The 23,712-nt window shown below is 67.5% G+C and carries 21 protein-coding genes; 11 read left to right on the forward strand and 10 right to left on the reverse strand.

The annotated features are described in order from the left end of the window. Positions 1-54: 54 nt before the first annotated feature. The 4 genes from htpX to def form a co-directional block, all read right to left on the reverse strand. Positions 55-915, reverse strand: a complete 861-nt coding sequence (htpX, locus tag FOB47_RS25575) for a zinc metalloprotease HtpX (protein ID WP_174782332.1) — start codon at positions 913-915, stop codon at positions 55-57. 163 nt (positions 916-1,078) lie between these two features. Continuing rightward, positions 1,079-1,729 (reverse strand): LysE family translocator, encoded by a 651-nt coding sequence (locus FOB47_RS25580; RefSeq protein ID WP_053822872.1) that lies wholly within the window; start codon positions 1,727-1,729, stop codon positions 1,079-1,081. 45 nt (positions 1,730-1,774) lie between these two features. Further along, the gene (gene fmt, locus FOB47_RS25585) at positions 1,775-2,779 is read right to left on the reverse strand and encodes a methionyl-tRNA formyltransferase (RefSeq protein ID WP_174782333.1); all 1,005 of its coding nucleotides are present in this window, start codon (positions 2,777-2,779) and stop codon (positions 1,775-1,777) included. 152 nt (positions 2,780-2,931) lie between these two features. Then, complete coding sequence (gene def / locus FOB47_RS25590) at positions 2,932-3,438, reverse strand: peptide deformylase (protein ID WP_006579764.1); 507 nt, start codon at positions 3,436-3,438, stop codon at positions 2,932-2,934. An 82-nt stretch (positions 3,439-3,520) separates the two neighbouring features. On the opposite strand from def, the gene FOB47_RS25595 reads away from it, so the two are divergent. The 4 genes from FOB47_RS25595 (at position 3,521) to FOB47_RS25610 (ending at position 8,763) form a co-directional block, all read left to right on the forward strand. Then, a complete protein-coding gene (locus FOB47_RS25595) occupies positions 3,521-4,096 on the forward strand; it encodes a hypothetical protein (protein WP_174782334.1) in 576 nt (191 codons plus the stop codon). A gap of 58 nt (positions 4,097-4,154) precedes the next feature. Next, a complete protein-coding gene (gene dprA, locus FOB47_RS25600; protein WP_174782335.1) occupies positions 4,155-5,351 on the forward strand; it encodes a DNA-processing protein DprA in 1,197 nt (398 codons plus the stop codon). Between the two features lie 111 nt (positions 5,352-5,462). Continuing rightward, positions 5,463-5,888 (forward strand): thioredoxin family protein, encoded by a 426-nt coding sequence (locus FOB47_RS25605; protein WP_053823256.1) that lies wholly within the window; start codon positions 5,463-5,465, stop codon positions 5,886-5,888. A gap of 202 nt (positions 5,889-6,090) precedes the next feature. Further along, on the forward strand, positions 6,091-8,763 hold the full coding sequence (locus FOB47_RS25610) for a DNA topoisomerase III (RefSeq protein WP_174782336.1): 2,673 nt from the start codon (positions 6,091-6,093) through the stop codon (positions 8,761-8,763). A gap of 94 nt (positions 8,764-8,857) precedes the next feature. Here the strand turns inward: FOB47_RS25610 and FOB47_RS25615 are convergent, their stop codons facing one another. Next, positions 8,858-9,817, reverse strand: a complete 960-nt coding sequence (locus tag FOB47_RS25615) for a LysR family transcriptional regulator (RefSeq protein ID WP_174782337.1) — start codon at positions 9,815-9,817, stop codon at positions 8,858-8,860. A 192-nt stretch (positions 9,818-10,009) separates the two neighbouring features. Between FOB47_RS25615 and FOB47_RS25620 the strand changes: the two genes are divergently transcribed. Then, positions 10,010-10,276 (forward strand): hypothetical protein, encoded by a 267-nt coding sequence (locus tag FOB47_RS25620; protein ID WP_174782338.1) that lies wholly within the window; start codon positions 10,010-10,012, stop codon positions 10,274-10,276. Positions 10,277-10,538: 262 nt separating this feature from the next. Here FOB47_RS25620 and FOB47_RS25625 read toward each other — a convergent pair whose 3' ends face one another. From FOB47_RS25625 to FOB47_RS25635, 3 genes are all read right to left on the reverse strand, one after another. After that, complete coding sequence (locus tag FOB47_RS25625) at positions 10,539-10,988, reverse strand: hypothetical protein (protein WP_420839253.1); 450 nt, start codon at positions 10,986-10,988, stop codon at positions 10,539-10,541. A gap of 457 nt (positions 10,989-11,445) precedes the next feature. Continuing rightward, positions 11,446-11,649 (reverse strand): YbdD/YjiX family protein, encoded by a 204-nt coding sequence (locus FOB47_RS25630; protein ID WP_006579436.1) that lies wholly within the window; start codon positions 11,647-11,649, stop codon positions 11,446-11,448. Between the two features lie 55 nt (positions 11,650-11,704). Continuing rightward, complete coding sequence (locus FOB47_RS25635) at positions 11,705-13,777, reverse strand: carbon starvation CstA family protein (RefSeq protein WP_053822880.1); 2,073 nt, start codon at positions 13,775-13,777, stop codon at positions 11,705-11,707. 390 nt (positions 13,778-14,167) lie between these two features. On the opposite strand from FOB47_RS25635, the gene FOB47_RS25640 reads away from it, so the two are divergent. From FOB47_RS25640 to FOB47_RS25655, 4 genes are all read left to right on the forward strand, one after another. Continuing rightward, the gene (locus tag FOB47_RS25640) at positions 14,168-15,634 is read left to right on the forward strand and encodes a cache domain-containing protein (protein ID WP_174782340.1); all 1,467 of its coding nucleotides are present in this window, start codon (positions 14,168-14,170) and stop codon (positions 15,632-15,634) included. After that, a complete protein-coding gene (locus tag FOB47_RS25645) occupies positions 15,631-16,305 on the forward strand; it encodes a response regulator (RefSeq protein ID WP_174782341.1) in 675 nt (224 codons plus the stop codon). Before FOB47_RS25640 ends, FOB47_RS25645 begins: the two co-directional genes overlap by 4 nt. A gap of 119 nt (positions 16,306-16,424) precedes the next feature. Beyond that, entirely contained in the window at positions 16,425-16,709 is a 285-nt protein-coding gene (locus tag FOB47_RS25650; protein ID WP_174782342.1) for a CopG family ribbon-helix-helix protein, read from the forward strand. A 2-nt stretch (positions 16,710-16,711) separates the two neighbouring features. Next, positions 16,712-17,020, forward strand: a complete 309-nt coding sequence (locus FOB47_RS25655; protein WP_174782343.1) for a type II toxin-antitoxin system RelE/ParE family toxin — start codon at positions 16,712-16,714, stop codon at positions 17,018-17,020. Positions 17,021-17,263: 243 nt separating this feature from the next. On the opposite strand, the gene FOB47_RS25660 is transcribed toward FOB47_RS25655, so the two are convergent. Together FOB47_RS25660 and FOB47_RS25665 are read right to left on the reverse strand one after the other, a co-directional pair. Then, positions 17,264-18,507 (reverse strand): IS3 family transposase gene (locus tag FOB47_RS25660; RefSeq protein ID WP_420070542.1). Its coding sequence is split into 2 segments (ribosomal slippage): positions 17,264-18,153 and positions 18,153-18,507, totalling 1,245 coding nucleotides; the frame shifts between segments, so codons are not numbered across the junction. Between the two features lie 149 nt (positions 18,508-18,656). Beyond that, positions 18,657-20,513, reverse strand: a complete 1,857-nt coding sequence (locus FOB47_RS25665) for a phosphoenolpyruvate carboxykinase (GTP) (protein WP_174782344.1) — start codon at positions 20,511-20,513, stop codon at positions 18,657-18,659. A gap of 702 nt (positions 20,514-21,215) precedes the next feature. On the opposite strand from FOB47_RS25665, the gene FOB47_RS25670 reads away from it, so the two are divergent. Both FOB47_RS25670 and FOB47_RS25675 read left to right on the forward strand, forming a co-directional pair. After that, on the forward strand, positions 21,216-22,226 hold the full coding sequence (locus tag FOB47_RS25670) for a D-2-hydroxyacid dehydrogenase family protein (protein ID WP_174782345.1): 1,011 nt from the start codon (positions 21,216-21,218) through the stop codon (positions 22,224-22,226). 131 nt (positions 22,227-22,357) lie between these two features. Further along, complete coding sequence (locus tag FOB47_RS25675) at positions 22,358-23,530, forward strand: MFS transporter (protein WP_053822883.1); 1,173 nt, start codon at positions 22,358-22,360, stop codon at positions 23,528-23,530. Positions 23,531-23,712 lie beyond the last annotated feature (182 nt).

Below are 23,712 nucleotides of genomic sequence, written 5' to 3' on the forward strand. Positions count from 1 at the left end.
AGTTTACCCTGTCGGCGCCGACCGACCGCTGTGGCGGCTGGCGCGCGGCTCCAGTCAGACCGGATACGTCCCGGTCTGCGCCATCTGCATCAGCCGCGCGACGCGCTCCTCGGTGGACGGGTGCGTCGAGAACAGATTGGCGATGCCGCCGCCCGACAGCGGATTCAGGATCATCATCTGCGCGGTGGCCGGATGCTGCTCGGCGGCCTGGAACGGAATGCCGCGCGCATAGCGGTCGATCTTGTCCAGTGCCATCGCCAGCGCCTGCGGATCGCCGCTGATTTCGGCGCCGCCGCGATCGGCCTCGAATTCGCGCGCCCGCGAGATCGCCATCTGGATCAGCGACGCGGCCAGCGGCGCCAGGATCGCCATCGCGATGCTGGCGATCGGATTGGCCGGACGGCCTTCCTCGTCGCGCCCGCCGAAGAACATCGCGAAGTTGGCCAGCGCGGCGATCGCACCGGCCATGGTGGCGGCAATCGTCGAGATCAGGATGTCGCGATGCTTGACGTGCGCGAGCTCGTGCGCCATCACGCCGCGCAGCTCGCGGTTGCTCAGCACGCGCAGGATGCCGGTGGTCGCGGCGACCGCCGCGTTCTCGGGATTGCGGCCGGTGGCGAAGGCGTTGGGCGCGTCCTCGTCGATCAGGTAGACGCGCGGCATCGGCAGGCCGGCGCGCTGCGCCAGTTCCTGCACCATGCCGTAGAACTGCGGGGCACTGGCCGCGTCGACTTCCCGCGCGTTGTACATGCGCAGGACCATCTTGTCCGAGAACCAGTACGAAAAGAAATTCATGCCCAGCGCCATCAGCAGCGCGAACATCATGCCGCTGCGGCCGCCGATCATGCCTCCGATGACGATGAACAGCGCCGTGATGGCCGCCATCAGCATGAAGGTCTTGACCCAGTTGAACATTGCCGTGGTCTCCGTGGTAACGCCGTCGCGCGCTGCGGCACCCCCGGTGCCCGGCTGTTCCGCAGCCGTTGTCGAGGCGCCGCGCGCGATCGCGCGATGACGGTTAGATAGGGTCCGGACCGCTGAATTCAATGCCGGCAAGGGTTTTTTGCCGGCGCCGGCGCTAGCGCTGCGTCATCGCCAGACGCGCGCCCAGGCCGATGAAGGCCATGCCGATGACGCGGTCGAGCCAGCACTTGAGCCGCGGCGCTTCGCCGGCCCGGCGCGTCAGCGTGCCGGCCATCCACGCGACTGCCACGGTCCACACCGTCGACATCGCCACCATGATCGCGCCCAGCGCGAGGAAGGCCAGTGTCTGCTGGCCGGCGCGCGGATCGACGAACTGCGGGATGAACGAAACGAAGAACAGGATCACCTTCGGGTTCAGCACGTTGGTCAGGAAGCCCTGCATGAACAGCGCGCGCAGGCTGCGGCGGTCGGTGGCGGGCGCTTGCGCGGCAGCTCCGGCGCCGCGGGCGGACGTGCGCCAGCTCGACCACAGCAGCTTCAAGCCCAGCCATGCCAGATAGGCGCCGCCCGCGTACTTGATCGCCGTGAACGCCACCGGCGAGGCGGCCAGCACCGCGGTCAGCCCGAACGCGGTCGCCAGCGCATGCACGCAGCAGCCGGCGCTGACGCCAAGCGAGGACATCACGCCCGCGGCGCGGCCCTGGGCCACGCTGCGGCCGACGATATAGGCGGTATCGGGCCCGGGCGTCACGTTCAGCAGAAACACGGCGCCGATAAACAACGGCAGGTCGACGATGCCCAGCATGATGGTCGGTCCTCGCGCAAGTTCGATCGGCCGAATTATGCCGGGTTATGCCGCGCCGTCGGGAACCGCGCAGCGCGTGCCGGCCGGCAGCGGCGTGCCCTGCAGGAAGGCCTGCGCAGGCAGGCGCCGGCCTCCGGCCTTCTGCAGCTCGGTGATGCGCAGCGCGCCTTCGCCGCAGGCGATCACCACACCGTGCGCGTCCGCGGCCAGTACCGACCCTGCTGCCGCGTCGCCATGCTCGGGCGCACGTGCCAGCGGCTCGGCCTGCCAGCACTTGATCGCCGCCTCGCCGATCTGCACGCTGGCGCCGGGGAAGGGATTGAAGGCGCGGATCTGCCGGGCCAGCTCCACCGCGGGGCGGCGCAGGTCGAGCCGCGCCTCGTCCTTGCCGATCTTCTCGGCATAGGTGATGCCATCGTCCGGCTGCGGCTCGGCAGGCAGCGCGCCATCTGCCGCCAGCCGGCGCAGCGCCTGCACGATCATGCGGCCGCCCAGCGCCGCCAGCGTGTCGTGCAGCGCGCCGGTGGTGGTGTCCTCGCCGATCGGCACCGCTTCGCGCGCGATCATCGCGCCGGTATCGAGGCCCTCGTCCATCTGCATCAGCGTGATGCCGGTCTGTGCGTCGCCCGCCTCGATGGCGCGGTGAATCGGCGCCGCGCCGCGCCAGCGCGGCAGCAGCGAGGCGTGGATGTTCAGGCAGCCATGGCGCGGCAGCGTCAGCACCTCGGCCGGCAGGATCAGGCCATAGGCGGCCACGACCATCACATCGGGCGCCTGCGCGGCCAGCGCGTCGATCGCGCCGACCGCTTCGTCGGGGTACTTGCCATGGCGGCGCAGCGAGCGCGGCTGCAGGATCGGACCGAGCCCGTGCGTCAGCGCATGCTGCTTGACCGGGCTGGCCTGCAGCTGCATGCCGCGTCCGGCCGGCCGGTCCGGTTGCGTCAGCACCGCGACCACCGGAAAGCCGGCCTCGACGATGGCCGCGAGCGCGACGCGCGCGAATTCGGGCGTGCCGGCAATGGCGACGCGCAGAGGGGCGGGGCTGGTCATCGAACGCTCCGGCTGGACGGTTGGGCCCGGGTTGGGCTCGGGTTGGGGCTCTGAAAGGCAACACCGGCCGCGAGGGCGGCCGGTGCGGGAACTGCAAGGGACATCAGCATAGCAAACCCGCTGCCGCGGGCTCGCTGTTCGCTGGCTTGCGCTTACATCCGGGTGCGCGCGCGCTTCTGCAGCTTGGACTTGATGCGGTTCAGCTTCAGCGGCGACAGGTATTCGACGAAGACCTTGCCCTTCAGGTGGTCCATCTCGTGCTGGATGCAGACCGCCAGCAGATCGTCGGCCTCGAGCTCGAACGTCTCGCCGTTCTCGTTCAGCGCGCGCACGCGCACACGGTCGGGACGCTCGACGCGGTCGTAGACCTCGGGCACCGACAGGCAGCCCTCTTCCCAGACCTTGCGGTTGTCGCTGGCCCAGACGATCTCGGGATTGATGAAGACGCGCAGTTCGTCGCGGGTCTCCGAGATATCGATCACGATGACCTGCTCGTGCACGTCGACCTGGGTCGCCGCCAGGCCGATGCCGGGGGCTTCGTACATGGTTTCCGCCATGTCCTTGACCAGTTGGCGGATGCGGTCGTCCACCTGCGCGACGGGCTTGGCCACGATGTGCAGGCGAGGATCCGGGTAGGTGAGGATGTCGAGTTTGGCCATGGTGCTGATGCGCGACGCCGTTGCCGCCGCGGCTTGCCGCTGCTGTCGTTTGGGCCGTTGTCGCATTGTCGCGGCAAGGCCCATGTCAGCAAAATCGGGGCGCGAATGGAAAAAATCAAGGCGCGCCGGCGGCCGCTGCGCGCTGTTGGGGATACCCCAAGGGGTCAATCCGGCCAAGGCATCCGACCGGCTCGACAAAGTGCGCGATCTTACCAAAGAACCTCAGGCTGCGCCGCGATGGCGGTGGCAGTTCCGGCCATGGCGGCCGTGGCGCCGCCTGGCGCTGGCCGTTGCCGGGTTGGCGGCGGCCCTGCCCTGCGGCGCCGGCCCCACCATCGTTGCGCTTGCGGATGGGCGGCAGTTCGGCGCTGCCGGCGATCTTGCTTATGTGCTTGACATGCCGCTCGATGCCGCGATGGGCAGCCGCTGGCAGGTGTGCGCGCCATCCGGGGCAAATCCGGAGGACGTACGGCCTGGCCCCGCCACGCCTCGGCAGCCGCACGATACGCCGGCCCGGAACCTGGGTACGGTCGAACTGGTGTCGCCGCCTCGAGCGCCGGGCGGCATGGCGATCGTCACCGTGGTGTCTTCCGTGCGCGAGGTCACGCCGGGCAGCGTCCTGGTGCCCTTGCCGGCCGCACAGCCAGAAGTCGAATAGACGGCCCATCTGACCCCCCATCCGACCCGCGCAACTGACCCGCCTACCTGACCCGCCCATGCCGGAACCGTGCGCCGCTACCGATCCCTGCCCCGCTGCGATCGACCCGGACGAGGTCGCGGCCTGGCTGCGTCTGGACGCGGTGCCGGGACTCGGCCGGCGCGCCGCGCGGCTGTTGCTGGACAAGCTCGGGCTGCCGCAACAGGTGCTGTCGGCCGGAGAAGCGCAACTCGCCCGCTGGCTGCCGTTGCCCGTGGCCCGCGCGGTGCGGGCGCAACCGGATCCGGCCTTGTCGGCGCGGATCGCGCGCACCGTAGCGTGGCTGCGCGAACCCGGCCACCACCTGCTGACGCTGGCCGAACCGCGTTATCCGCGCGCGTTGCTGGACCTGAGCGACCCGCCGCTGATGCTTTACGCCCGCGGCCGGCTGGAACGCCTGCACGGTCCGGCGCTGGCGGTGGTCGGCGCGCGCAACGCCACCGTGCAGGGCGGACGGGACGCGCAGATGTTTGCGTCGGCGTTCTCGGCCGCGGGGATCGCGGTCGTGTCCGGCCTTGCGCTCGCCATCGACGCGGCCGCGCATGCCGGCGGACTCGGCGCCCGGGGCGGCACCATCGCGGTGGTCGGGACCGGCCTGGACCGCTGCTACCCCGCCTCGCACCGGGCGTTGGCGCAGCGGATTGCGGCCGAGGGCCTGCTGCTCAGCGAGCTGCCGCTGGGCACGCCGGCCCGCAGCCAGCATTTTCCGCAGCGCAACCGGCTGATTGCGGCGCTGTCCCGCGGGGTGCTGGTGGTCGAGGCGGCCCTGCGCTCGGGCTCGCTGATTACCGCGCGGCTGGCCGCCGAGCTCGGGCGCGAGGTGTTCGCGGTACCCGGCTCGATCCACGCGCCGCTGGCGGCGGGCTGCCACCGGCTGATCCAGCAGGGCGCCAAGCTGGTGGAATGCCCGCGGGATGTGTTCGACGAACTGGGTCTGGACGACCGCTCCGGCATCATCGGCAAGCCGGGCGCGACGAGGTGCGGGAGGGTGACAGCGGCAGTGGGCGCGGCGCCGTGCGGCCGCGCCGATGCGCTGGGCACCGCGCTGGCGTACGATCCGGTCGACGCCGACACGCTGTGCGCCCGTACCGGGCTGCCGCCGGAGGCCGTCTGCGGCGCGCTGCTGGAACTGGAGCTGGCCGGTGCGGTCGAGCGAATGCCCGGCAATCTGTACCGGCGTCTGGCGGGCTCACCGGCGCCGCGCGGCACCGGATAGCCGGAGTCGCTACAATCGCCGTTCCTCGTGCCTGAACCGGCGCAAATCGACAACGAGACCGTCGATGAAGCGCTCGATCAAGCACTGGCAAGGCTCATGTTTGGATCTCCGATGGCCGTTTACTTTCCCGAACGCGATGCGGCCGCGATAGCCGCGGCACTGCGGGCACATCCCGAGGGTCGCCTGGTCGCATGTCTTTGCGCCGAGTGGTGCGGCACCTGCCGCGACTATCTGACGGTCTGGCGCGAGCAGGCCGCACGCCATCCGGATGACTGCTTCGTCTGGATCGATATCGAGACCCATGCCGACGCACTGGGCGATATCGATATCGAGAACTTCCCGACCGTGCTGGTGCAGGATGCCGCCGGCGGGGCGCCGCAGTTCTATGGCACCTTGCTGCCCCACGCCGACACGCTGGCCCGACTGTTGAGCCGCGGCGCGGCCATGCCGGCTGGCGCAGAAGCGCCGCCGGATCTGCTCGGCTGGTTGAATCCTGACGGATTGGCCCGGTCACAACAGGGAGAAAGCGGCGTTTGAAGCCCGCAGGGGCCGGCTACGAACCGGGTCCGGGCCGACGATGCGGCGCGAAGGCGGCGATGGAACTCGCCTTGCACCGTTGTCAATACCCCGCTTATTATTGGCGCCTCATGGCCCCCGGGGGGCCTCAAGTGTGCTGTTTACATATTAGTGCTGTGCCAAACGCGGTCCGCCAAGGGGCGGCCGGCAAGGATTCCCACCCATGTCCAAAGCTCTCATCATCGCGGAAAAGCCATCGGTCGCGGCCGATATCGCCCGTGCGCTCGGGGGCTTTACCAAGCATGACGAGTATTACGAGAGCGACGATTATGTGCTCTCGTCCGCCGTCGGCCACCTGGTGGAGATCGCCGCGCCGGACGAATACGAGGTCAAGCGAGGCAAGTGGAGCTTCGCCAACCTGCCGGTGATCCCGCCCCACTTCGACCTGCGGCCGATCGCCAAGACCGAGTCGCGCCTGAAGGTGTTGAACCGGCTGATCAAGCGCAAGGACGTCACCCGACTGATCAACGCCTGTGACGCGGGACGCGAGGGCGAGCTGATCTTCCGGCTGATCGTGCAGCAGGCCAAGGCCAAACAGCCGGTGCAGCGGCTGTGGCTGCAGTCGATGACGCCGCAGGCGATCCGCGACGGCTTCGCCAGCCTGCGCGAGGACGCCGAGATGCTGCCGCTGGCCGACGCCGCGCGCTGCCGCTCCGAGGCCGACTGGCTGGTCGGCATCAACGGCACCCGCGCGATGACCGCCTTCAACAGCAAGGGCGGCGGCTTCTTCCTGACCACGGTGGGCCGGGTGCAGACGCCGACGCTGTCGATCGTGGTCGAGCGCGAGGAGAAGATCAAACACTTCGTGCCGCGCGACTATTGGGAAGTGCGCGCCGAATTCATCGCCGCCGCCGGACTGTACGAGGGCCGCTGGTTCGACCCGAAGTTCAAGAAAAACGAGTTCGATCCCGAGGCGCGCGAATCGCGGCTGTGGAGCGAGGCCGAGGCCAAGAGCATCGTCGCCGCGTGCCGCGACAAGCCGGGCACGGTCAGCGAGGAGTCCAGGCCGTCGACGCAGTTGTCGCCGGCGCTGTTCGACCTGACCAGCCTGCAGCGCGAGGCCAACTCGCGCTTCGGCTTCTCGGCCAAGAACACGCTGGGCCTGGCGCAGGCGCTGTATGAAAAGCACAAGGTGCTGACCTACCCGCGTACCGATTCGCGCGCGCTGCCCGAGGACTATATGGGCACGGTCAAGGAAACGCTGGACATGCTGGCGGACAGTTCGCCGAACTACCTGACGCATGCGAAGAAGATCCTCGCCAGCGGCTGGGTCAAGCCGAACAAGCGGATCTTCGACAACAGCAAGATCAGCGATCACTTCGCCATCATCCCGACGCTGCAGGCGCCGAAGAACCTGTCCGAGCCCGAGCAGAAGCTGTACGACCTGGTGGTGCGCCGCTTCCTGTCGGTGTTCTTCCCGGCCGCCGAGTACCAGGTGACCACGCGGATCACCGAGGTGGCCGGCCACCACTTCAAGACCGAGGGCAAGGTGCTGGTCAACCCGGGCTGGCTGGTGGTCTACGGCCGCGAGGCCCAGGGCGACGATGCCAACCTGGTGCCGGTGGACAAGGACGAGAAGGTCCGCACCGACAAGGTCGAGCCAGTGGGCCTGACCACCAAGCCGCCGGCGCGCTACAACGAAGCGACGCTGCTGTCGGCGATGGAAGGCGCCGGCAAGCTGGTCGATGACGACGCGCTGCGCGAGGCGATGGCCGGCAAGGGCCTGGGCACACCGGCGACGCGCGCGGCCATCATCGAAGGGCTGCTGACCGAGAAATACCTGGTGCGCGAGGGCCGTGAACTGATTCCGACCGCCAAGGCGTTCCAGCTGATGACGCTGCTGCGCGGCCTGGGCGTCGAGGAACTGACGCAGGCGGAACTGACCGGCGAGTGGGAACACAAGCTGGCGCAGATCGAGCGCGGCCGGCTCAAGCGCGACGAGTTCATGCGCGAGATCGCGCAGATGACGCAGCAGATCGTCAAGCGCGCGAAGGAATACGACAGCGACACCATCCCCGGCGACTACGCGACGCTGCAGACGCCGTGCCCGCAGTGCGGCGGCCAGGTCAAGGAGAACTATCGCCGCTTCGCCTGCACGGCTTGCGAGTTCTCGATCAGCAAGATCCCGGGCGGCCGGCAGTTCGAGATCGACGAGGTCGAGACGCTGCTGCGCGACAAGGAAATCGGGCCGCTGCAGGGCTTCCGCAGCAAGATGGGCCGCCCCTTCGCCGCGATCCTGAAGCTCGCGCGCGACGACGACGGCAACTACAAGATGGAGTTCGACTTCGGTCAGAACGAGGATGACAACGACGGCGAGCCGGTCGACTTCAGTGGCCAGGAGCCGGTCGGCACCTGCCCGAAGTGCAGCGGCTCGGTGTTCGAGCACGGCATGAAATATGTCTGCGAGAACGCGGTGGGCTCGCCCAAGTCGTGCGACTTCACCACCGGCAAGATCATCCTGCAGCAGGAGATCTCGCGCGAACAGATCGGCAAGCTGCTCGACCAGGGCCGCACGGACCTGCTGACCGGCTTCAAGTCCTCGCGTACCGGCCGCAACTTCAAGGCTTATCTGGTCAAGCAGCCGGACGGCAAGATCGGCTTCGAGTTCGAGGCGCGCGAGCCGAAGGCGGGTGCAAAGACAGCGGGCGCGAAGACAGCGGGCGCCAGGACATCGGCGAAGTCGGCAGCCAAGTCGGCAGCCACGACCACCGAAGCCGGCGCGGCGGCCGGCAAGCCGGCGAGCAAGACCGCAACCAAGGTCGCGGCCAAGGCGGCCAGCAAGACCCCCGCCCGGAAGACCGCGCGGGCCAAGACGACGGCCAGCGCCAACGAATAGGCCGCGGCGACCGAGGCCGGCACACGCGGGCCTCGGTGCTTCGGTGCACTTCCGGGTTCTTCGGGGTTTGTCGCCGTTCGCCGCCGATGTCCGGTCAGTTCGCCGCCGGGCTGCCCGCGCCGGCCGCCGCGGCGACGTCCACGGTCCCGCCCGCGCCATCCGCACTCTTTTTCTTCCCCTCTTCCAGCAGGAAGTCGATGAAGGCTCGTGCCTTGGTCGGCAGGAATTTGCGGCTCGGATAGACCACGCTGATGTCGCGGCGCGGCAGCTGGTATTGCGGCAGGATGTGCTCGAGCAGGCCCGCTTCGATGCTGGGCCGGGCCAGATACGAAGACAGCATCGCGATGCCGAGATTGGCCAGCGCCGCCTGGTGTGCCAGTTCGGCATTGCTGCAGACCATGCCGGGCCGGATCGGCACGGTCACTTCGCCTTCCGGGCCGGATAGCGTCCAGGCGTGCTCCGCATTGCTCAGACGCATCGCGATGCAGCGGTGCTGCGTCAGCTCATGGGCATGGCGCAACGGTGCGTGGGCGCGCAGATAGCCCGGGGACGCGCACAGGATCACCTCGGCGGACAGCAGCGGCCGCGCCACCAGATGCGAGCCCAGACCGAGGTCGGACAGCACGATGCCGACGTCCCGGCCCTCCTCGACGATATCGATGCTGCGGTCCGACAACAGCACATCGAACACCACGTCGGGGTACATCTGCTGAAAGCGCGCCAGCATGTCCGGCAACAAATGTAGACCAAACATCACAGGCGTGACGATCCGCAATGTGCCCGACAGCGACTGGCTGCGCGCGGTCACGACCGACTCGGCTTCCTCGACGTCCTCCAGGATCTGCTGGCAGCGCTGCAGATAGGTTTCGCCGGCATCGGTCAGCGACAGGCTGCGGGTGGTCCGGTTCAGCAGCCGGGTACCCAGATGGCTCTCCAGGTCCGCGACATAGCGGGTCACCACCGCGTTGGACATCTCCAGTTGCTGCGCCGCACGGGCGAAGCTGCCAAGTTCGACGACCTTGGCGAACACGCGCATCGATTGCAGCCGATCCATTGCACAGTCTCCCTTTTTTCTTCCCCATTTTTCCACAGCTTGGGGTTTTTGTTGTTCTTTATAGAACTAATCATTGTGTGCGGTAATGTTTATTCATATAAGGGAAATGCCTAATATGCATCCATCGGATGCCGCACTGCAGCGAAATCCCGCCGCCGCGGACGTCCTCCCGAACAGAAAAAAGGACACATCATGACGATCTCCCGCTTTGCCCTGACCGCTGCCGCCACCGCCCTGGCGGCCACCCTGACCGCCGCTCCCGCGTTCGCCAAGGCCGGCAAGTTCGATCCGTACACCGACGGCGCCAAGGCCGGCCAATTCGACGTGTTCACCGAAGGCGCCCGCCAGGGCAAGTTCGACGTCTTCAGCGAAGGCGCTCGCCAGGGCAAGTTCGACGTCTTTACCGAAGGCGCCCGCCAGGGCCAGTTCGACGTCTTCACCGAAGGCGCCGCCCGCTAAGTCAGCCTCCCCCTGGGCCGCTTCCCCGGCGGTCCCCCCGATGCCCGTGCTTCGGCACGGGCATCGTCGTTTACGGCACGGACCACTGTCGCCTCCGCGAAAGCGGAAAGCCCGGCTTCCTGGCCGCGCGCCTGCCGCCGCCGCGTCCGCGCATTCGCACCGGCGATGCATACGAGGAATCGGACACCCGGGTTCGCCGCCGCAAACAAAACGGGCCGCTTGCGCGGCCCGTCGAACTTGCTGTCAGGTGTTGCCCCCGCGATCAATCGTCCCAATCACGATGGCCGCGGCGGTGGTGGCGATGCTTGTTCTTGTACTTGCTCTTGTGATAGCCGCGGTCGCGGTAGTAGCGGTCGCGGTCGTTGGCGTACGAGTTGCTGCGCGAGATATTGCCGCCCAGCGCAGCGCCCGCGCCGCCGCCCAGGGCCGCGCCGACCAGGCCGCCGGTGCGGCCGCCCATCGCGTTGCCCGCCGCCGTACCCGCGCCGCCGCCGAGCGCGCCGCCCAGGATGGCGCCGGTACGCTCGCGGCGATTCGAGCTGATCGCGCCGCCCGCGCCGCCGCCCACCGCGCCGCCGATCACGGCACCGGTCGAGCCGCCCAGCGCACCTCCGACGGCTGCACCGGCGACGCCGCCGAGGGCGCCACCCAGTGCGTTATTCGCGTTGCCCGCCGCCGTACCCGCGCCGCCGCCGAGCGCGCCGCCCAGGATGGCGCCGGTACGCTCGCGGCGATTCGAGCTGATCGCGCCGCCCGCGCCGCCGCCCACCGCGCCGCCGATCACGGCACCGGTCGAGCCGCCCAGCGCACCTCCGACGGCTGCACCGGCGACGCCGCCGAGGGCGCCACCCAGTGCGTTATTCATGTCGCTCGCGAATGCAGGCAGCGTCGTCGATGCCGCCAGGGCGAGGGCCACGGTCATATTGCGAACGAGTCGGCGAGACATAGTGTTTTTCCTCTGGTTGCCAAACTGTGATGCAAGTGTAGATTTTGGGCACGGACATTGCTGTAACTGCCTGTAAGCCTTTATTAATGCTGCAGAAACACAACAAAGGCTGCCCGTGGGCAGCCTTGGAGACGATCGACAGCCAGGTCGTCCCTGCGGGTGCGGGAGCCCGGTGGCTTTCAAGCAACCTGGATTCCCGCTTTGGCGGGACCGGCCAGCAGCTTCAGCAGCACTTGCCCTGCCCGCCGCCGTAACGCGCCTCCTGCCGCTCGCGGAAGAACTCCTCATAGCTCATCGGCTCCCGGTCCGGATGCGTGCTTTCCATATGGGCCACATAGGTCTGGTAGTCGGGCAGCCCGACCATCAGGCGCAGCGACTGACCCAGGTAGCGACCCATCTGGCCCATCTTGTTCAGCGGATCGAGCATGGCGTTCCTTCCTCTGCGTAGGGTTTGACGTTACGGCGTTGGGCTTGCCACCGGGTCAGCGTTGCGCCGACGCGGCCGCCGGCAGCGGCTCGAACGGCGTCTCGAGCGCGGTCGGCCGTGCCTGGGCGCCGGCGCGCAGGCCGGTACGCAGGCCGTAGTAGACGATCGACAGCACCACCGCCATGAACAGCGCGCACAGGCCCGCGTCCAGGTAGTCGTTGAAGACGATGCGGTGCATCTGCTCCATCGTCTTGGCCGGTGCCAGGACCGTGCCCTGGGCGATCGCGTCGCTGAACTTGCGGGCGTGCGACAGGAAGCCGATCTTCGGGTCGGCGTGGAACAGCTTCTGCCAGCCCGCGGTCAGCGTGCAGATCAGCAGCCAGACGGTCGGCAGCAGCGTGACCCAGGCGTAGCGGCCGCGCTTCATCTTGACCAGCACGCAGGTGCCCAGCACCAGCGCCACCGCGGCCAGCATCTGGTTCGAGATGCCGAACAGCGGCCACAGCGTGTTGATGCCGCCGAGCGGATCGACCACGCCCTGGTACAGGAAGTAGCCCCAGGCGCCGACGCACAGCGCCGTCGCGATCAGGTTGGCCGGCAGCGAATCGGTGCGGCGCATCGACGGCACGAAGCTGCCCAGCAGGTCCTGCAGCATGAAGCGGCCGGCGCGGGTGCCCGCGTCGACGGCGGTCAGGATGAACAGCGCCTCGAACAGGATCGCGAAGTGGTACCAGAACGCCATCATCGCCTGGCCGCCGACCACCTGGTGCAGGATGTGGGCGATGCCGACTGCCAGCGTCGGCGCGCCGCCGGCGCGCGAGATGATGGTGTTTTCGCCGACGTCCCTGGCGGTCTGCACCAGCACGTCGGGCGTGATCACGAAGCCCCAGTTCGACACCGCGGCCGCGACCGCTTCCGGCGTGGTGCCGATCGCCGCCGCCGGGCTGTTCATCGCGAAGTAGACGCCGGGCTCGATCACCGAGGCGGCCACCAGCGCCATGATCGCGACGAAGGACTCGGCCAGCATCGCGCCATAGCCGATGAAGCGCGCGTGGGTTTCGTTCTCCAGCAGCTTCGGCGTGGTGCCCGACGAGATCAGCGCGTGGAAGCCCGACACCGCGCCGCAGGCGATCGTGATGAACAGGAACGGGAACAGGTTGCCCGACCACACCGGACCGCCGCCTTCGGCGAACTGCGTGAACGCCGGCATCTTCAGTTCCGGCGCGACGATCAGGATGCCGATCGCCAGCGCGATGATGGTGCCGATCTTCAGGAAGGTCGACAGGTAGTCGCGCGGCGCCAGCAGCAGCCACACCGGCAGCACCGCGGCGACGAAGCCGTAGCCGATCAGCATCCAGGTCAGCGCCTTGCCGTCGAAGGTGAACAGCGGCGCCAGCGTGGCGCTCTCGTGCACGTACTGGCCGCCGATGATGGCGAGCATCAGCAGCACGAAGCCGATCACCGACACCTCGCCGATGCGGCCCGGGCGGATGTAGCGGGTGTAGACGCCCATGAACAGCGCGATCGGAATCGTCACCGCCACGGTGAAGGTGCCCCACGGCGAATCGGCCAACGCCTTGACCACGATCAGCGCCAGCACCGCGAGGATGATGATCATGATCATGAAGCAGCCGAACAGCGCGATCATGCCGGGCACCGTGCCCATCTCGGCCTTGACCAGGTCGCCCAGCGAACGGCCGTCGCGGCGGGTCGAGATGAACAGCACCATGAAATCCTGCACCGCACCGGCGAACACCACGCCGGCCAGGATCCACAGCATGCCGGGCATATAGCCCATCTGCGCGGCGAGCACCGGCCCGACCAGCGGTCCGGCGCCGGCGATCGCGGCGAAGTGGTGGCCGAACAGCACCGCCTTGTTGGTCGGCACGTAGTCGAGGCCGTCGTTATGGCGCCAGGCCGGCGTCATCCGTTTGGGGTCCAGCTGCATCACCTTGTCGGCGATGAAGCGGCTGTAGTAGCGGTAAGCGATCAGATAGATGCAGATCGCGGCGACCACGATCCACAAGGCACTGACGGCTTCGCCGCGCGACAGTGCAACGGTGGCGAAGGCAAACGCGCCGAGCACGGCGACGGCCAGCCACATCAGGTGTTGCCCGATGCGATTCATAGTGAAGGTCTCCTCAGACCACATGGAACAAAGCCCGCGAAGGGACAAGGGCCGGTGGACGGTGGGCACGCATGGCGGCACGCGCGCCGCCGGGCGGCGAATGGCGGGTGATCGGGGGCAAGCTGTCTCCGGATATCAGCGGCGCCCGGTCCCTCGACTTCCGGTCCGGATCTTGTCTGGCAGGCGGGGCGATACGCCGGTGGCGGGCACTGGCGCATCCCGTTGCGAATGACGCCGCGCCTGGCCTGGAGCCCGGTCGCGCGTCGGCGTGTAGTATTGACACCCGCCAATCGAGGCACAAGCGCGTAACTACGCAGCGATCCTGCGTAGTACTACGCAACGGGACGGTAAAAGGCCGCTTCCCAGGCATCCGTGTTTACCCTGGTCACGATGAAACTCCGCCAGAAGATCCTGCTGCTCGCGGTCGCGCCGCTGGCGATCGCCATGCTCGGCATCGCGCTGGCGGTGCACTATCAGGCCACCGCGCTGGTCCGCCACGAGCGCGCGCTGGTCGAGGCCGCCTATCTGCAAAGCAAGGAAACCGAGCTGCGCCACTACGTGCAGCTGGCGCAGAGCGCGATCGCCCCGCTGGTCAGGTCCGGCCGCAACGACGAGGCCACGCGCCAGGCGGCCATGCAGGCGCTGGCTGGGCTGGACTATGGCCCGGACGGCTATTTCTTCCTGTACGACCTGCGCGGGCGCAACCTGATGCATCCGCGCCAGCCCGACCTGATCGGCCGCGACTTGTGGGACCTGCGCGATCCCGAGGGCGCGCTGACGATCCAGCAGCTGATCGCGGCGGCACGCTCGGGCGGCGGCGCCGTGCGCTATCGCTGGGAGAAGCCGTCGACGCGGCAGATGGCGCCCAAGCTGGGCTATGTCGTCGCGGTGCCGGAGTGGGGCTGGATGCTCGGCACCGGCATCTATCTGGACGATGTCGAGGCGACGCTGCGCGAGCTCGACAAGCGTGCCGAGACCGATATCCGCGCCACGCTGGCGTGGATCGGCGCGATCGCCGCGATCAGCATCCTGCTGGTCGGCGCCGGCGGGCTGGCGCTGAACATCAGCGAACATCGCGAGGCCGACGCCAAGCTGCGCCAGCTGGCGCAGCGCGTGGTGCGCTCGCAGGAGGACGAACGCGCGCGGCTGTCGCGCGAGCTGCACGACGGCGTCAGCCAGCTGCTGGTGTCGGTCAAGCTGGTGCTCGAGACCGCGCTGAACCGGCTCGCGCAGGCGCCGGCCGACGGCGGTGCGGTGGCGCCGGTGCTCGGCATGGCGCTGAACCGGCTGGAGACGGTGTTCAACGAGGTGCGGCGCGTCGCCCGCAACCTGCGCCCGGCGCTGCTCGACGATCTGGGCCTGCAGGCCGCGCTGCAGCATCTGGCGCGGGAAATGCAGGACGCCAGCGGGCTGCGCATCGATATCGATTGCCGCGGCGTGCCACGGCCGCTGTCGGACCAGGCGGCCACCGCGCTGTACCGCATCGCGCAGGAGGCGCTGACCAATGTCGAGCGGCACGCCGGTGCGCGGCGGGTCGACCTGACGCTGTCGTACGCGGAGTCCGGCGTCGCGCTGGTGGTGCAGGACGACGGCAGCGGCTTTGATCTGGAACGCGTGCAGCGCGACCCGCGCGGCGGCATCGGCCTGCGCAATCTGCGCGAGCGCATCGCCAGCCTGGGCGGCGAGTTCGATATCGATACCGCGCCGGGCGGCACGCGCATCCGCGCCTATCTGCCCGCGACGGCCTTCGCGCCCGAGACGCCCGAGACGCCCGAGACGCCCGAGACGCCGGCGCTGGCCGGGCCGGCGGATGCGCCGCCGGCGGCCCCGTCCCACTCTTCCCCGCTGTCCCGATGAGCTCCTATTCCGAACCGTACCGTCCGGCGCGCGTGCTGCTGGTCGACGACCACACGCTGGTGCGCGACGGCATGCGCATGCATCTGGCGCTGCAGCCCGGCCTGACCGTGGTCGGCGAGGCCGACGACGGCGAAGCGGCGCTGGCCTGGCTGGCACGCTGCCGGCCCGATGCGCTGCCGGACCTGCTGATCACCGATATCGGCATGCGCGGCATGGGCGGCATCGCGCTGGCCGACGCGCTGCACCAGCGCCATCCCGAGATCGCGGTGCTGATGCTGTCGATGCACGACAACCTCGAATACGTGCGCCAGGCGATGCGCGCCGGCGCGCGCGGCTACGTGCTGAAGGACGCCCCGGCCGACGAGCTGCTGGCCGCGATCGACGCGGTGCTGGCCGGCCGGGTCTTCTACAGCGCCCGCATCGCCCGCCGCATGATCGAGGAAGGTCCGGCGCCGCATCCGCTCGATGCGCTGACCCCGCGCGAGCGCGACATCCTGAACGGCATCGGCCGGGGGCTGGCCAACAAGGAAATCGCCGCGTCCCTGGGCGTGTCGGTGCGCACGGTGGAGACGCATCGGCTGAACCTCAAGCGCAAGCTGGGCATCGAGGGACGGGCGGGGTTGGTCAAGTATGCGGTGGAGCAGTTGGGTGAAGGGGCCGAAAAGCCATAACGGCTGCGTTTCTGGATAGCCATAGTGCGTGCCCTTCCCTAGGCTTCCCCCCTTGGCACCCCGCTTCCTTCGTCGAGTAGCACGTCTGTGCTACAGTCGGAAAACTAACGGAGGCTGCCATGTCGACTACCACCATTCGTTTGTCCGAAGAAATGAAAGCTCGAATTGCACGCGCCGCGGAACGTGTGGGTACGACGCCGCACAACTTTATAGTCCAAGCCATTGCAGAAAAGACTGCCCAGGAAGAACGTCGTGCCGAATTTCACGACGAAGCACGGAAGCGCTTAGCCAACATAATCGCCACCGGCAAGACCATTGCGTGGGAGGACATGCGCGCCTATATGGAACAACGGGCCGCAGGGAAACAGCCGCCACCTCCGGTGCCCAGGAAGCTGGCCAGATAGCAATGACTCGCGTCGAACTCGCATCCGAGGTGACGGATGACTTCGATCGGATCGTTGTTCACCTCGACCGCCATCACGTCCCGAATCCCGAGGCGCGAATTGGCGAAATCGTTCAGGCGTTGCAAGTCCTAACGCATAGTCCGCTGATAGGTCGGCCAGTCGACGACGATATACGCGAACTTGTGATTGGGCGGGGCTCGCATGGCTACATTGCCGCGTATCACTATGTCGAAGCCATGGACATGGTCTTTGTGGTGGCAATTCGAAGTCAGAAGGAGAGCGGCTATGCCGATCGCGACGGTCCGGGCTAGCAGAATCCATATTCCGACAGGCGCCGAAGACGAAGCATTGACTCGCGCAGCTCAGTCGGATCCCGACAATCCACCGTTGACCGACGAAGAGTTGGCCAACATGCGGCCGGCGCGCGAGATACTTCCGCAGTTGATTGGCGAGAACGCTGCGCGCCTCTTGTTGAAGACGCGTGGCCGTCCTCCGCTACGAGAACAATGTCAAGTCCTGACATAGGTTGACAGTTCTTTTGCGGTTGCCTGGTCTTATTGAGCCAAGGTGAGCAACGCCCGATGGACCTCATCGGGCGTTTTGTATTTCAAGGCCTGATGCGGACGCTCGCCGTTATAGATCTGTACTGACTCTCGGACCATACGGGCAGCTTGCAGCAGATCTCGCGGACGGTTCAAGAGGAACTCGCTCTTGAGGATGCCGTTAATGCGCTCGGCCATGGCGTTTTGATAGCAGTCGTAGCCATCGGTCATCGAGCAGGTCAGGCCGTGCCGCTGATGGATAGCCTGATAGTAAGTCGAGCAGTATTGAATGCCGCGATCCGAATGGTGTACCAAGGGCTGCCGGGTCTGGCGTGAGCGCAGCGCCATCTTCAGGGCCTGGCTCACTTGCTCGGTCTGCAGGCTATCGTGGACGTGGTAGCCCACGATCTTTCGTGAGTAGGCGTCGGTGACCAGGCTAAGGTAGACCGTCTGGTGCGTCGTGGGCAGGTACGTAATGTCAGCGACCCAGAGCTGTTCTGGTGCAGTGGGTACGACCTTTTGCGGTCCATCCTTGAGCAAGTTTGGATGGCGGCGAAAGCGGTGGTGGCTGTCGGTGGTCTTGTGATAGGCCCGATGCGGCTTCACCAGTAGCCTGGCCGCGCGCAGCACTTCGAACAGCCGGTCACGACCGAGCTGGATATCGGCCCTCTCCATCGGGGCCCGCAGTACTTGCTGCAGCTTGCGCGTACCTATGCGAGGCTGGCGCAGCCGCACCTGCTTGACCAGCGCACAGATCGCACTATCCCGAGCGGCCTGCCGCAGTTCGCTGTCGCGGCGCTTGTAGTAAGCCTGACGGCTGATGCCGAAGTAACGGCAGGCCTTGCTAACGCTTAGCCCTTGGACGAGCTCTTGCGTGAGGACCTGCCCAAAGGCTTTTTTACGATGCGCCCCCCGTGCTCCTTCTGGATCACGTCAATCACTGCCTCGAACAGGCGCGCTTTCTCCTGCGCTTCGCGCAACTGGACTTCCAACTCCTTGATCCGCTGTTCTGGCGTAACCGGTTTGGTCTTGTCTTGGTTTTCCATCCTGGCGTACTGGACGCCCCGGGGCAACGAGCCGCTCCAGTCCTGTAGTCCATGCTTGCGCAACCATACCAGTACTGTAGACCGGCCCTGGATGCCGTACTTGCGCTGCGCCTGTTTGTACGTCAGTTCGCCTTTTTCCACCGCCTCCACAACTGCCAACTTAAAAGCCAGCGTGTAGTCACGTTGCGTTCGCTTCCGTTCCCTCTCCACAGCACTCTCCCAATCTCGACAGGAAAAGTGTCAACCGTATTCAGGACGGGTCACAAACCTAAAAAAAGCCCTCGCGAACCAAATCGCGAGGGCTTCTTTCTTGCCGACGCGCTCGCCTGGGGCAAGCGCGAAGTCACACTACTACCGCATCAAGCCGCCAGCCGCTTGGCCAGCGCATCCTTGGTTTCGGACAGCGCCTGCGGCAGATGGTGCTTGAGCTGGGTGAACAGCTCTTCGTGCAGCGCCAGTTCCTGTTCCCAGGCGGCGCGGTCGATCGAGGTGACCTTCTGGAACTGCTCGGGCGAGAAGTCCAGGCCTTCCCAGCGCAGGTCCTCGTAGCGCGGCGAGGTGCCGAACACGTGCTCGGTGCCCTGGCCGCGGCCTTCGACGCGGTCGATCATCCACGACAGCACGCGCATGTTCTCGCCGAAGCCCGGCCACACGAAGTTGCCGGCCTCGTCCTTGCGGAACCAGTTGACGCAGTAGATCTTCGGCAGCCTGGCGCCCGATGCTTCCAGCTTGTTGCCCAGCTCCAGCCAGTGGCCGAAGTAGTCGCTCATGTTGTAGCCGCAGAACGGCAGCATCGCGAACGGGTCGCGGCGCACCACGCCCTGCTGGCCGGCGGCCGCGGCGGTGGTTTCCGAGCCCATGGTGGCGGCCATGTAGACGCCTTCGGTCCAGTTGCGGGCCTCGGTCACCAGCGGCACCGTGGTCGAGCGGCGGCCGCCGAAGATGAAGGCGTCGATCGGCACGCCGGCCGGGTTGTCCCAGTTCGCGTCGATCGACGGGCACTGCGATGCCGGCGCGGTGAAGCGCGCGTTCGGGTGGGCCGCCTTGGCGCCGGTCTGCTTGGCGATCTCCGGCGTCCAGTCCTTGCCCTGCCAGTCGATCAGATGGGCCGGCGCTTCCTTCGTCATGCCTTCCCACCAGACGTCGCCGTCATCGGTCAGCGCGACGTTGGTGAAGATCACGTTTTCCTTCAGCGTCGCCATCGCGTTGAAGTTGGTCTTCTCGCTGGTGCCCGGGGCCACGCCGAAGTAGCCGGCTTCCGGGTTGATCGCGTACAGGCGGCCGTCCTTGCCCGGCTTGATCCAGGCGATGTCGTCGCCGATGGTGGTGACCTTCCAGCCCTCGAAGCCCTTGGGCGGGATCAGCATCGCGAAGTTGGTCTTGCCGCAGGCCGACGGGAACGCCGCCGCGACGTGGTACTTCTTGCCCTCGGGCGAGGTTACGCCCAGGATCAGCATGTGCTCGGCAAGCCAGCCTTCGTCGCGGCCCATGGTCGAGGCGATCCGCAGCGCGAAGCACTTCTTGCCCAGCAGCGCGTTGCCGCCGTAGCCCGAGCCGAACGACCAGATCTCGCGGGTCTCGGGGAAATGGACGATGTACTTGGTCGGGTTGCACGGCCACGGCACGTCCTTCTCGCCGGCGGCGAGCGGCTTGCCGACGGTATGCACGCACGGCACGAACTCGCCGTCGGCGCCCAGCACGTCGTACACGGCGCGGCCCATGCGGGTCATGATCCGCATGTTGACGGCGACGTACGGGCTGTCGGACAGCTCCACGCCGATGTGGGCGATCGGCGAACCGAGCGGCCCCATCGAGAACGGCACCACGTACAGCGTGCGGCCGCGCATGCAGCCATCGAACAGCCCGTTCAGGGTCTGGCGCATTTCAGCCGGCGGCATCCAGTTGTTGGTCGGGCCGGCGTCTTCCTGCTGCTGCGAGCAGATGAAGGTACGGTCCTCGACGCGCGCGACATCGGACGGGTCCGACAGGGCCAGGAAGGAGTTCTTGCGCTTGGCGGGATTCAGCCGCTTCATCGTGCCGGCGGCGACCATCTGCTCGCACAGGCGGTCGTATTCCTCCTGCGAGCCGTCGCACCAGTAGATGCTGTCGGGCTTGGTCAGCGCCGCGATCTCGGCGACCCAGGCGACCAGCTTCTGGTGCTTGACCCAGGCCGGAACGTTCAACGCCGGCGTGCCTTGCATGGTGGGGTGGTTCATGGTGGTACTCCAAAGCAAAAAAGAAATCTTTGGCAAAGCCTGGCCCGGGGCCGCGCTCTGAAAATCGTCAAACAGCCGGGTCAAACACGGAGTCAAACGCGGAGTCGACGAGAGCGCGCGCCATGGCCGCATGCTTGAGGGACCACTTCTTGTGGAAGCGGTTCCGCGTGCGGGGCGGGCGTTCTGCCCGCATGGCGTCCGCATGGTGGCCGGTCCTCGACCACGCTCGCTCGGGACCGTCACATCCCGTTACAAGTCCGGCGCGATCCTGTCGGCAATCGATCGCGGGGGACCTTGCGGCTGCGCTACAGTGGCGGTTTTCCCGCGGACATGTCGCAGCGGGTGCCAGTCAAGCTTTGTCCGGCGACAACCCGGTTGCGGGAGCGAAGCTCGACCGACAATCCGGGACGTCACCGAAGGCGGCAAGGATACCACCGCTGTCGTCCTCCGTTTTTTGCTCTGCAGCAAGCGGGCGGCGCACTTTCCGGTCGGAACGCCGTTGTCGCTGCTGCGTGTCGCCGCACTTTGCTGCACGTTGGCCGCCCACCTTACTGGCCGCCGGCATGCCGGTCTGTGGGCACGCGTACCAACCGGATTGCCGGGCCAAATCGAGACACGAATGGAGCCGCGAACCGGCGCCGCGATCGATCATCGAACCGTTTCAACGAACCGCCTCACCGAACCGCCTCACCGAATCCGACGATGAAAATTGCCGTTCTCGACGACTACCAGGATGCCGTGCGCAAGCTGGCCTGCTTCCAGCTGCTGCAGGGGCATGACGTCAAGGTGTTCAACAACACCGTCAAGGGCGTGGGCCAGCTGGCGGCGCGCCTGTCCGATGTCGAAGCCGTGGTGCTGATCCGCGAACGCACCCGGATCACCCGCCAGCTGCTGGAAAAGCTGCCGAAGCTCAGGATCATCAGCCAGACCGGCCGAGTCGGCGGCGTCGGCAGCCATATCGACGTCGACGCCTGCACCGACCGCGGCGTGGTGGTGCTCGAAGGGGTCGGTTCGCCGGTGGCCCCGGCCGAACTGACCTGGGCGCTGATCATGGCGGCGCAGCGGCGGATCCCGCAGTACGTCGCCAGCCTGAAGCACGGCGCCTGGCAGCAGTCGGGTTTGAAGTCGACCACGATGCCGCCGAACTTCGGCCTGGGCCAGGTGCTGAAGGGCCAGACGCTCGGCATCTGGGGCTACGGCAAGATCGGCCGCCTGGTGGCCGGCTATGGCCGCGCCTTCGGCATGAGCGTGCTGGTCTGGGGCCGCGAGGGCTCGCAGACGGCCGCGCGCGAGGACGGTTTCGCGGTGGCCGAGTCCAGGGAGCAGCTGTTCGCCGACAGCGACGTGCTGTCGCTGCATCTGCGGCTGAACGACGAGACGCGCCATATCGTCAAGCTGGCCGACCTGACCTCGATGAAGCCGACCGCGCTGTTCGTCAATACCAGCCGCGCCGAGCTGGTCGAGGAAAACGCGCTGGTGGCCGCGCTGAACCGCGGCCGGCCCGGCATGGCGGCGGTCGATGTGTTCGAATCCGAGCCGATCCTGCAGGGCCACGCGCTGCTGCGGATGGAAAACTGCATCTGCACGCCGCACCTGGGCTATGTCGAGCGCGACAGCTACGAGCTCTATTTCCGCACGGCGTTCCAGAACATCCTCGACGTGCTGGCCGGCGAGCACGGCAGCGTGGTCAATCCGAAGGCGCTGACGCGCTGAGGGACGGCCTCGCCGCGGCGGACCGGATGGTCCCCGCGGCCGCGGCGGCGTCCGACCCGATCGTCGCAAAACCGCTACACTGCCGGGATTCACGGGCGGCCCCCTCCGCCATCTCCCCTCGCATCCCCATCATGGATCCCAGGCTCCTGACGCTGTGCGTCGGCAATTTCGTCATCGGCACCGGCGCGATGATCGTCACCGGCATGCTGAACGACATCGCCGGCGATTTTCATTTGAGCGCCGCCACCGCTGGCCAGCTGATCTCCGCCTTCGCGCTGGCCTGCTGCGTCGGCGCGCCGCTGTTCGCCACGCTGGGTTCGCGGATCGACCGCCGGCTGCTGCTGGTCGGCGCGCTCGGGCTCTATGGCGTGCTGCACCTGGCCTCGGCGCTGGCGCCGAACTTCGGCACGCTGGTGGTGCTGCGTTTCGTCACGGCGATCGGCGCCGCGATCTATACCCCGCAGGCCGCGGCGACGCTGCCGCTGCTGGTCGACGCGAAGCTGCGCGGCCGGGCGATCAGCTTCGTCTTCCTCGGCTGGAGCGTGGCCAGTGTGGTCGGCGTGCCGATGGGCACCTGGATCAGTACGACGCTGGGCTGGCGCGTCAGCATGGCCGTAGTCGGCGTGATGGCGCTGGGCGTCGCGCTGGCGCTGTGGCGGGTGTTGCCGCGCGGACTGATGGTGGCGCCGGTCGGGCGCGCGGCCTGGGGCGCGGTGCTGCGCCATACGCCGCTGCTGATGGTGGTCGGCGTGACGATGGTGTCGTCGGCCGGCATGTTCACGATGTTCACCTATATCGCGCCGATGCTGCGCGACGTCCATGGCGTCAGCGGCGGCGCGCTGAGCCTGATGTTCCTGGCCTACGGCGCCTGCGGCGTGCTCGGCAATGTGGTCGCGGCCGCGCGCATGGACCGCGCCACGCCGGCCCGCGTGGTCCACGTCGCGCTGGGCACCTCGCTGGCGGCGATGCTGCTATGGCCGCTGACGGGCCTCGGCGCGGTCGCGCTGGTGCTGATCTTCATGCTGTGGGGCGTGGGCGGCTTTGCCACCAACAGCGCCCAGCAGGCGCGGCTGGTGGCGCTGGCGCCGGAGCGGGCGGCGGTGTCGATCTCGCTCAATTCCTCGTCGATCTATCTGGGTCAGGCGATCGGCGCGATGGTCGGCGCGGCGATCTACGCCACCGCCGGCGCGCAGGCGCTGCACTGGGGCGCGGCCGCGCTGATGCTCGGCGCCCTGCTGCTGTCAGCCCGCGCCCGGGCGCTCGGCTGCCGGTGGCTGCGGCGGCAGGCACCACAGCAGGCCTGAACGCGCCGGCCCGGCAGGCCCGTTTTCTGCTAATGTTTGATCCCTGATACAAAGACGGCCCCTCTCCTGTAATCGTTTGTAATACAGACGCGTCTGCCAATGCTTGCCAGAGATGGCGCCATGGCGGTACCACTGGGGGCGGCCGGCCGCCCACCGGTTCACAGAAGCCGGCGGTGGCCGTC

The sequence above is a fragment of the Cupriavidus gilardii genome (assembly GCF_013347325.1).
In the GTDB taxonomy this organism is placed as follows: domain Bacteria; phylum Pseudomonadota; class Gammaproteobacteria; order Burkholderiales; family Burkholderiaceae; genus Cupriavidus; species Cupriavidus gilardii.

What these genes read in the sequence shown, in the direction of transcription:
- htpX (WP_174782332.1), bottom strand. Translation starts at nt 915, where the DNA reads ATGTTCAACTGGGTCAAGACCTTCATGCTGATGGCGGCCATCACGGCG.
- FOB47_RS25580 (WP_053822872.1), bottom strand. Translation starts at nt 1,729, where the DNA reads ATGCTGGGCATCGTCGACCTGCCGTTGTTTATCGGCGCCGTGTTTCTG.
- fmt (WP_174782333.1), bottom strand. Translation starts at nt 2,779, where the DNA reads ATGACCAGCCCCGCCCCTCTGCGCGTCGCCATTGCCGGCACGCCCGAA.
- def (WP_006579764.1), bottom strand. Translation starts at nt 3,438, where the DNA reads ATGGCCAAACTCGACATCCTCACCTACCCGGATCCTCGCCTGCACATC.
- FOB47_RS25595 (WP_174782334.1), top strand. Translation starts at nt 3,521, where the DNA reads ATGTCAGCAAAATCGGGGCGCGAATGGAAAAAATCAAGGCGCGCCGGC.
- dprA (WP_174782335.1), top strand. Translation starts at nt 4,155, where the DNA reads ATGCCGGAACCGTGCGCCGCTACCGATCCCTGCCCCGCTGCGATCGAC.
- FOB47_RS25605 (WP_053823256.1), top strand. Translation starts at nt 5,463, where the DNA reads ATGGCCGTTTACTTTCCCGAACGCGATGCGGCCGCGATAGCCGCGGCA.
- FOB47_RS25610 (WP_174782336.1), top strand. Translation starts at nt 6,091, where the DNA reads ATGTCCAAAGCTCTCATCATCGCGGAAAAGCCATCGGTCGCGGCCGAT.
- FOB47_RS25615 (WP_174782337.1), bottom strand. Translation starts at nt 9,817, where the DNA reads ATGGATCGGCTGCAATCGATGCGCGTGTTCGCCAAGGTCGTCGAACTT.
- FOB47_RS25620 (WP_174782338.1), top strand. Translation starts at nt 10,010, where the DNA reads ATGACGATCTCCCGCTTTGCCCTGACCGCTGCCGCCACCGCCCTGGCG.
- FOB47_RS25630 (WP_006579436.1), bottom strand. Translation starts at nt 11,649, where the DNA reads ATGCTCGATCCGCTGAACAAGATGGGCCAGATGGGTCGCTACCTGGGT.
- FOB47_RS25635 (WP_053822880.1), bottom strand. Translation starts at nt 13,777, where the DNA reads ATGAATCGCATCGGGCAACACCTGATGTGGCTGGCCGTCGCCGTGCTC.
- FOB47_RS25640 (WP_174782340.1), top strand. Translation starts at nt 14,168, where the DNA reads ATGAAACTCCGCCAGAAGATCCTGCTGCTCGCGGTCGCGCCGCTGGCG.
- FOB47_RS25645 (WP_174782341.1), top strand. Translation starts at nt 15,631, where the DNA reads ATGAGCTCCTATTCCGAACCGTACCGTCCGGCGCGCGTGCTGCTGGTC.
- FOB47_RS25650 (WP_174782342.1), top strand. Translation starts at nt 16,425, where the DNA reads ATGTCGACTACCACCATTCGTTTGTCCGAAGAAATGAAAGCTCGAATT.
- FOB47_RS25655 (WP_174782343.1), top strand. Translation starts at nt 16,712, where the DNA reads ATGACTCGCGTCGAACTCGCATCCGAGGTGACGGATGACTTCGATCGG.
- FOB47_RS25665 (WP_174782344.1), bottom strand. Translation starts at nt 20,513, where the DNA reads ATGAACCACCCCACCATGCAAGGCACGCCGGCGTTGAACGTTCCGGCC.
- FOB47_RS25670 (WP_174782345.1), top strand. Translation starts at nt 21,216, where the DNA reads ATGAAAATTGCCGTTCTCGACGACTACCAGGATGCCGTGCGCAAGCTG.
- FOB47_RS25675 (WP_053822883.1), top strand. Translation starts at nt 22,358, where the DNA reads ATGGATCCCAGGCTCCTGACGCTGTGCGTCGGCAATTTCGTCATCGGC.